This is a genomic window from Sutterella seckii, assembly GCF_009183815.1.
In the GTDB taxonomy this organism is placed as follows: domain Bacteria; phylum Pseudomonadota; class Gammaproteobacteria; order Burkholderiales; family Burkholderiaceae_F; genus Sutterella; species Sutterella seckii.
On the sequence record NZ_WEHX01000203.1, the window covers coordinates 1 to 925 of the forward strand.

The 925-nt window shown below is 36.9% G+C and carries 2 protein-coding genes; one reads left to right on the forward strand and one right to left on the reverse strand.

Translation table 11 applies throughout. The features are described 5' to 3' along the window. On the forward strand, window positions 1-181 hold a 181-nt coding region (locus tag GBM95_RS12845), incomplete at its 5' end, for a hypothetical protein (RefSeq protein ID WP_226963319.1). 500 nt (window positions 182-681) lie between these two features. Here GBM95_RS12845 and GBM95_RS12850 read toward each other — a convergent pair. Next, window positions 682-925: hypothetical protein (locus GBM95_RS12850; protein ID WP_226963320.1), on the reverse strand; the 244-nt coding region annotated here is incomplete at its 5' end.

The following is a 925-nucleotide window of genomic DNA, read 5'->3' on the forward strand; positions in this document are numbered from 1 at the left end:
TCCCGAGCGCTATTGGGATGACCGTAATACGACGTTGAAACCCCGGTCGATTCGTGCGTTGGGAAAGACTCAGGCTGCTGTGATTGCTATTGAAGGCGTGTCGATGAATTTGAATTTGTACGCTATGGTTTCTGCGAAGGCAGAGGACCAGGATCTGACTTTATTTACTCAATGCCCTTGACAAGGGGGCGCGTAATGTGCCCCCCCAAGAAAAACAGTGATAATAGCTAAAGATACTGTAGAATAAAGATGCTTCGTATTTTTTCTGGAATGTGATTTATTATTGGTATTCATTTTTACTCTTTGCATGATTGGTCATTCTCCATTTCTATATGGTATTTGAATTTCTTTTATTAAATAGAGCTATCAACTCGCTGTAGCTGATAGTTCATTAAATTTTAGCGAGCAGTCAACAAATTGATGTAGCTGTAAACACTTGGCGTCCATTCTAAAAAGAAATGCTTAAGTCATAAGGTGTAAATTAAAATTCCATAAAATTCAATATATTAAAAATTTAATACGATAGTTTTAACTAACAATTCGACGAACATACGGAATATTGAATGCAAAATAGATCTCAGCTTGTTACAAAATGCTGAAGTTTTATAATTATTTTCATCCTAGATGATTTTGATGATTAACTTTTCAAAAGTTCGCTCGCTCTAGGAGTTTTAATCTCTATTACTTAATGTTTAGTTTCGGAATATCAATCAGAGATGTTGTTAGTAACAAATTGAAATGAGGTTGATTTATCAAACGTTGCTTAAACGCACATAAAAATACTGTCTTGAGCATGGGTGTGATAATGATCAAGGTGCTTATCAACAGGGGGCTTCCATAAATTCGGAAAGCCAGTTTTTCCACTTCGCCGACAGTACCCAAAACAACGCCGAGAGCCTCAGCACCGATCCGATGTTGAGGCTTT